The sequence below is a fragment of the Runella sp. genome, assembly GCF_027484545.1.
Lineage (GTDB): Bacteria > Bacteroidota > Bacteroidia > Cytophagales > Spirosomataceae > Runella.
This window is the reverse complement of the sequence record NZ_JAIXST010000223.1, coordinates 1-6406: the sequence shown is the minus strand read 5'-3', so window position 1 is coordinate 6406 and position 6406 is coordinate 1. Positions and strand designations below refer to the sequence as shown.

General features: G+C 43.0%; 6 protein-coding genes. 3 read left to right on the top strand and 3 right to left on the bottom strand.

What is annotated here, in order from left to right:
- Positions 1 to 344: 344 nt before the first annotated feature.
- On the top strand, positions 345 to 1325 hold the full coding sequence (locus Q0081_RS20460) for a phosphotransferase (protein ID WP_298357788.1): 981 nt from the start codon (positions 345 to 347) through the stop codon (positions 1323 to 1325).
- A gap of 61 nt (positions 1326 to 1386) precedes the next feature.
- Here the strand turns inward: Q0081_RS20460 and Q0081_RS20455 are convergent, their stop codons facing one another.
- Together Q0081_RS20455 and Q0081_RS20450 are read right to left on the bottom strand one after the other, a co-directional pair.
- The gene (locus Q0081_RS20455; protein ID WP_298357785.1) at positions 1387 to 2631 is read right to left on the bottom strand and encodes a pyridoxal phosphate-dependent aminotransferase; all 1245 of its coding nucleotides are present in this window, start codon (positions 2629 to 2631) and stop codon (positions 1387 to 1389) included.
- A gap of 69 nt (positions 2632 to 2700) precedes the next feature.
- Positions 2701 to 3456: a DUF4290 domain-containing protein gene (locus Q0081_RS20450; protein WP_298357783.1), complete on the bottom strand. Its 756-nt coding sequence runs from the start codon at positions 3454 to 3456 to the stop codon at positions 2701 to 2703.
- Positions 3457 to 3610: 154 nt separating this feature from the next.
- Between Q0081_RS20450 and Q0081_RS20445 the strand changes: the two genes are divergently transcribed.
- Positions 3611 to 4636 (top strand): hypothetical protein, encoded by a 1026-nt coding sequence (locus Q0081_RS20445; RefSeq protein ID WP_298357780.1) that lies wholly within the window; start codon positions 3611 to 3613, stop codon positions 4634 to 4636.
- A gap of 41 nt (positions 4637 to 4677) precedes the next feature.
- Positions 4678 to 5913, top strand: coding sequence for a nucleoside recognition domain-containing protein (locus Q0081_RS20440; RefSeq protein WP_298357777.1), 1236 nt, complete (start codon positions 4678 to 4680; stop codon positions 5911 to 5913).
- A 56-nt stretch (positions 5914 to 5969) separates the two neighbouring features.
- Here the strand turns inward: Q0081_RS20440 and rpiB are convergent, their stop codons facing one another.
- Positions 5970 to 6404: a ribose 5-phosphate isomerase B gene (gene rpiB, locus Q0081_RS20435; protein WP_298357774.1), complete on the bottom strand. Its 435-nt coding sequence runs from the start codon at positions 6402 to 6404 to the stop codon at positions 5970 to 5972.
- Positions 6405 to 6406: the final 2 nt, after the last annotated feature.

Genomic DNA, 6406 nt, shown 5'->3' with positions numbered 1-6406 from the left:
TTCTCATGTTATTTAGGATTCGATACCCAAAAATAACACACTCGCTAACTCTTTTTTTATACAATAAATCTACTCAATCAGTAGATTGCATTTGATTCTTGAATCTAAGATTCATAAAATTCTGAGCGAGAATTCCTTCCAACCCGAACTTCGGTAGAAACGGTTTCCTTAGGCTGATTTTTCAAAGAATCTAAAATTATTCTATACCCATTTTTTGGGGGTGCAAATAAGCAAAGTACAGTTGAATGGTGCAAACTATTTTTAAATTTAAAATCTTTTTCGGTATTCTAAATTCAGGTTTTGGTGCTACCTTCGGCATCCACAAAAACATTCTATGTATCTGTATGCATTTAGACATCACCCAACCGCAATTACTGGAAGACTATCTGAAAAGTAAAAATTGGCTTAAAGAACACGAGCCGATTTTGAGCCTCGAAAAGCCCGGCGAAGGCAACATGAATTATACACTGCGGGTTCGTACTCACGACCGTACGTTTATTATAAAACAGGCACGTCCTTATGTGGAAAAGTACCCGCAAATCGCTGCTCCTGAGGAACGGGCCGTCATAGAAGGACAGTTTTACGAAAAAATTCAACCTTTTGAAACACTCAATTCCTTCATGCCCCAATTGATAGGATTGGATGAAGTGAATAAAGTTTTGGTTTTGGAAGATTTGGGAATGTCCAGCGACTATACCTTTTTATACCAACCCAAACAAAGTTTAAGCGTATCCGAAGCGGAAGAATTGGCCAATTATATCTCCATGCTTCACCGAATGACGTGGCAGGAAATCATCGACGGTTCATTTTCCAATCAAAAAATGCGGGCACTGAATCACGAACACATTTTCAATTATCCTTTCATGGAAGACAATGGTTTTGATTTGGATACCATTCAGAAAGGCTTGCAGATGGTGTCGATGGCGTATAAGGTAGACGGCGGTTTAAAGAGAAAAATTACGGAGTTGGGTTATGTGTATCTTGCTGATGGACATAGCCTATTGCACGGTGATTTTTATCCGGGAAGTTGGTTAAAGACTGATAGTGGAATTAAGGTAATTGATCCTGAGTTTTGTTTTTACGGCCTTCCTGAGTTTGACTTGGGTGTGATGACAGCTCACTTGATGATGTCCAAACAAAGCGAGGAAACCATCCGAAAAGTGTACCAAACCTACGGTGAAATAAAAAACCCGCAATTGGTAGACCAATTCACGGGGGTTGAAATCATGCGACGACTCATTGGACTGGCGCAATTGCCTCTGTCGTTGAGTTTGTTGGATAAAGAAGAGTTGCTCGAAACAGCATACGACTTAATCATGAAGTAAAAGAGGTTGGGTATTTCTACCCAACCTCTCAAAACTGTAAACAGTGAACTATCAACTTTAGTTATACCAAATATTCTTCAACGGTGCTTGAAGCATGAATGCGGCTATTGTCCAAGAAATGTTCCATTCGATCCATGGCAATCGTAAGCTCATCGGTAGAAGGTAAGGTCACGATGCGGAAATGGTCATTATGGATATAGTTGAAGCCTGTACCTGCCACTACCAGTACCTTTTGGTCAGAAAGCAGTTCAAATACAAAGTCTTCATCACTTTTAAAGTCAAATTTGCGCAGGTCAATTTTCGGAAAAACGTACAGAGCGCCTTTGGGTTTCACGCAGGTGATACCCGGTATTGCCGTCAAACGGTTATAAATCAAGTTCATTTGTTTGTGCAAACGTCCCGTTGGCGCTACCAAATCATTAATACTTTGGTAGCCTCCTAAAGCCGTTTGGATGGCAAATTGCGTAGGAACATTGGCACATAAGCGTAAGCTTGCCAAAAAGGTCAACCCTTCGATGTACGATTTTGCTTTGTGTTTGGCCCCGCTCAAAATCAACCATCCGCCTCTAAAACCTGCCGAGCGATAATTTTTGGAAAGACCTCCAAAAGTGACGCACAGCGTTTCGTGAACCATCGTGGCCACGGGATAATGCACAGCTTCGTCATAGAGGATTTTGTCGTAAATTTCATCCGAAAACAAAATCAGTTTATGGCGCTCTGCAATTTCGGCAATTCGTTGTACTACTTCTTTTTCATACACTGCTCCCGTAGGATTGTTGGGATTAATCATCACAATACCCTTGGTGCGGGGAGTGATTTTGCTCTCCAAATCGTCCAAATCAGGATTCCAATCGCTTTCTTCATCGCAAACATAATGAACAGGTTTGCCGCCGCTCAACGCCACCGACGTAGTCCAAAGCGGATAGTCCGGTGAAGGAACGAGGATTTCATCTCCTTCATTCAGCAACGCCTGCATCGCCATTACTATCAACTCACTCACTCCGTTTCCGATGTAGACATCATTGATTTCAACGTTTTTAATGCCTTGAGTTTGGGTATAGTGCATTACCGCTTTTCGCGCAGCAAACAACCCTCGCGAATCTATATAGCCTTGCGCATTGCGAATGTTGAGAATAATGTCGTGGATAATTTCATCGGGTGCATCAAATCCAAATGGGGCTGGATTTCCGATGTTCAAATTGATGATTTTATACCCTTGGCTTTCGAGTTCAAGCGCTTTTTCGTAAACGGGTCCTCGTATGTCGTAGCGCAGATGTTCCAGGCGCTTACTTTTCAATATTTGCATAAACTCAGTATTCAGTAGTAAGAATTCAGTAGTGAGTTGTGATGCACACTGCCGAAGCCATACTCAAATTTAACGTCTCCGATTATTCTTGTTACTCCGAAACTTATCACGATCTCTATCGCGATCACGATTGCGGTTATTATTGTTATTATTGTTGTTGTTGTTGCCGGTACTGCTGTTTCCCGGGGTTGGCCCTGCATTCCGGTTATTGTTGTTATTGCGTTCGCGGTTATTGTTTTGGGAATTTCCACGGCCGCTTTGCAGGTTCCGCTGATAACGCTCTACATTGGTGCCTTTGTCGCGCGGGGCAGATTCCACCAATCCGTTTTGACGTAAATAAGCCAATTCTTCTTTCAAACGACCTTGCGACATTTCGTCTAACTGTGTAAAAACAACGTTGTCGTCCGGATTGTCTTTGTTCCAAGTGTTATAAAAGGTTCGCATTTGACGAATCAAATACGAGATAAAAGCTAATTTCTCTTCCCTATCGCTGCAATTCACTGCTTTCTCTACCAGTAAAAGCAAATTTTTTCCGTATTGCTTGAAACGAATTAAGGCTTGTGTGTAAGGTACCTGCAAAGGTTTTTTACCAACGGCTTCGGGCGAAGGAGGCGCAAACGGACTTTCTACATCCAATTTGAAATTGGTCATGATGTAGAGATCGTCCCATAATTTTTGAGAATAATCTTGTCCGTCCCGCATATTGGGGTGAATTTGCCGCATCAACTCGACCAAAATGTGGGCGTAAAGAGTTCTTTTCTCACGATCCGGTAGATTGATAAGGTAATCGGCTAATTTTTGGACGTTGCTTCCGTATTCTTTCAAGGGAGTTAATGTTTAAATAACGTAGGCAAAGTTACGAAAAATCAAGTTACTTTGGCAAACTCACGCACTCGTCGTAATTTTGAAGCTTAATTTTTTTGAGAGCTATTATAAAACAACGGTAGGCCATTACGTGCTTACCCCTAATTTTTGCCGAATGTCTAAAAAAGTGGATGTTAGTATTGCCTTTTACGGTAAGCCCTATCAGGCGATTGTGACAATAAAAACCTTGATGAAGTACAGTGGCCAACACATTGATAAAATCTATCTTTCCCGCGAACGACTTCAACCTCACAACGACTACGCAGGTATTTTTAAAATCATTGACTATTTCCGCAACGACCCGGTCGTAAAATTGGTCATTCAATACCCTCACCATTTTTTGGGACTGGGCGTGAAGGATTATGAACGTGCTAAAAATGATACCCGTTTCCGACAAAGTATCATGTATCAATATCCCTTGGAAATGACCGACAAAAAGTATCTTGTCGTGATGCACAACGATATGCTTTTCTACGGCGATATGATTGGAGAGATGTTGAAAACCTTTGAAAATGGCCCGAAAAATGTAGCAGGTGTAGGTTCTATCGGTCAATGTTGGAGTTGTCCGGCAGGGCCTGATTGGGGTAATAAATGCAATTCTTTGAAGTTTGAGCAGTATGTGCCAACTACAGAGGAAGCCATTGCTCTTACAGAAAGTCACGCTACGCCACGTCGGGAGATACAGTTAAAAGTGCTACGAAATGGTCGCACTCACATTCTCCCCGAATGTCGTCTTAATGAATATTGCGCCATGATTGACGTGGAAAAATACCAAAAAGAAACACTGCCAAAAGGTGACATCGGTTGTTATGGTGGTGGCTGGAATGGAGTCGATACGGCTACGGTTTGGTCGCATGATATGTACAAACGGGGCTATACATTCCGACACCTTACGCTCGAAGACTATACGCGCCACGCTGCTTTTGACACGACCGGGAGCGGTACCAAAGCCAATTCAAGTTCAGATATTTATTGGAATGCGGAAAAAAATGCCGAAAAATACATCGTTGACAATTTTGGACCGCTCAATTTCAGTTCTTACGTAAACCTTGCTACCTCCTACGATGCCATCAAACGCAAGTCGTGGCTGGGATTAATTCATACGTATGGGTTTGCTAAAAAACTGGTAGGAAAGGGATGATTTTTTTATACTTTTAGGCTTCCTAACCTTTATTTCGACACATGGCACTTAATTACATCTGGGCAGCTTTTTTTGTTGTTGCTTTTGTGGTGGCACTTCTCAAACTCATTTTTCTGGGAGATACCGAAATTTTCAAATTGATTGTGGAAGGAATGTTTGACTCGGCTAAAGTATCCGTTATGGATATTGCCTTGCCTTTAGCGGGAGTAATGACGTTTTTTCTGGGCTTGCTCAACGTAGGCGAAAAAGCGGGTGCCATCAATTTTATGGCCCGAATCATTGGCCCTTTCTTCCACAAATTGTTTCCCGAAGTGCCCCAAAATCACCCCGCTAACGGGCAGATGATTATGAATTTTTCGGCCAATATGTTGGGGCTGGACAATGCCGCCACGCCTTTTGGCTTGAAAGCCATGCAGAGTTTGCAGGAACTTAATCCTTCCAAAGACACCGCTTCCAACGCTCAAATCATGTTTTTGGTGCTGCATACTTCAGGATTGACCATTATTCCGCTATCTATTATGGCCCAACGGGCGATTTTGGGAGCAAAAGACCCGTCCGATATTTTTATTCCCTGTTTGATTGGTACGTATGTGACTACTTTGATAAGTATCTTGATTGTGGGTACCTATCAACGCATCAATCTTTTCAATCGCATTGTCATCGGGTGGCTTGGTGGAGTTACGTTGGCAATTGCCCTTTTGCTTTGGTATTTGTCGGGTCTTTCCAAAGAAGGTTTGGAAACGTTTTCCAAGATTACAGGCAGCCTGATTTTGATGCTGATTGTGGTTTCGTTCTTGGTCGGTGCTTTAGTTAGGAAGGTCAATATTTTTGATACGTTTATCGAAGGGGCCAAAGTCGGCTTTGAAACGTCGGTCAAAATCATACCGTATTTGGTAGGGATGCTGGTGGCTATCAGTGCCTTCCGAAATGCGGGAGCCATGGGTTATTTGATTGATGGTTTCAAGTGGATGATCAGTTTGATGGGGGTCAATACTGATTTTACGGATGCCTTACCCGTAGCTTTGATGAGACCCCTCAGCGGTAGCGGCGCACGAGCGTTAATGATTGACAGCATGAAGCAGTTTGGCCCCGATTCGTTCATTGGACGATTGGTGTGTATTTTTCAGGGTTCCACTGATACTACGTTTTACATTGTAGCGCTTTATTTTGGCTCGGTAGGCATAAAAAATACCCGCTACGCGATTGTAGCGGGCCTGATTGCAGATTTTGTCGGCGTGATTGCGGGAATATTATTGGGGTATTTGTTTTTTCATTGATTTATTTTCAATAGAGTTGTCAGTCGGTTTTAAACCGACTGACAACTCTATTGACTTCAACAAGCAATCTTCCCCACACGAATCGCGTGGCGACCGCCTTCAAATTCGGTAGTTAAGAAAATGCGTACGCATTCAAAAGCCGTTTCTTGGGCAATAAATCGGGCGGGAAGGCAGATGATGTTGGCGTCGTTGTGCTGACGGGAGAGGGCGGCCAAAGGAGTGTCCCATACCAGAGCGGCGCGAATTCTCTGGTGTTTGTTGGCGGTGATGGCTACGCCCTGTCCGCTGCCGCATACCAATACGCCTGCGTCAAATTCACCGCTTTCCACCGCTATGGCAACCGGATGAGCAAAATCAGCGTAATCGGCAGAATCGGCAGTGTAGGTTCCAAAATCTTTAACTTCGTATCCTTGTTGTGTAAGCCACTCCACGAGGGGCTGTTTTAATGAGAAACCTGCGTGGTCGCCTCCAATTGCAATTTTTTTAGCCATGA

Excerpts from the sequence above, each read along its gene's own strand:
- Q0081_RS20460 (WP_298357788.1), top strand. The coding sequence starts at position 345 with ATGCATTTAGACATCACCCAACCGCAATTACTGGAAGACTATCTGAAA.
- Q0081_RS20455 (WP_298357785.1), bottom strand. The coding sequence starts at position 2,631 with ATGCAAATATTGAAAAGTAAGCGCCTGGAACATCTGCGCTACGACATA.
- Q0081_RS20445 (WP_298357780.1), top strand. The coding sequence starts at position 3,611 with ATGTCTAAAAAAGTGGATGTTAGTATTGCCTTTTACGGTAAGCCCTAT.
- Q0081_RS20440 (WP_298357777.1), top strand. The coding sequence starts at position 4,678 with ATGGCACTTAATTACATCTGGGCAGCTTTTTTTGTTGTTGCTTTTGTG.
- rpiB (WP_298357774.1), bottom strand. The coding sequence starts at position 6,404 with ATGGCTAAAAAAATTGCAATTGGAGGCGACCACGCAGGTTTCTCATTA.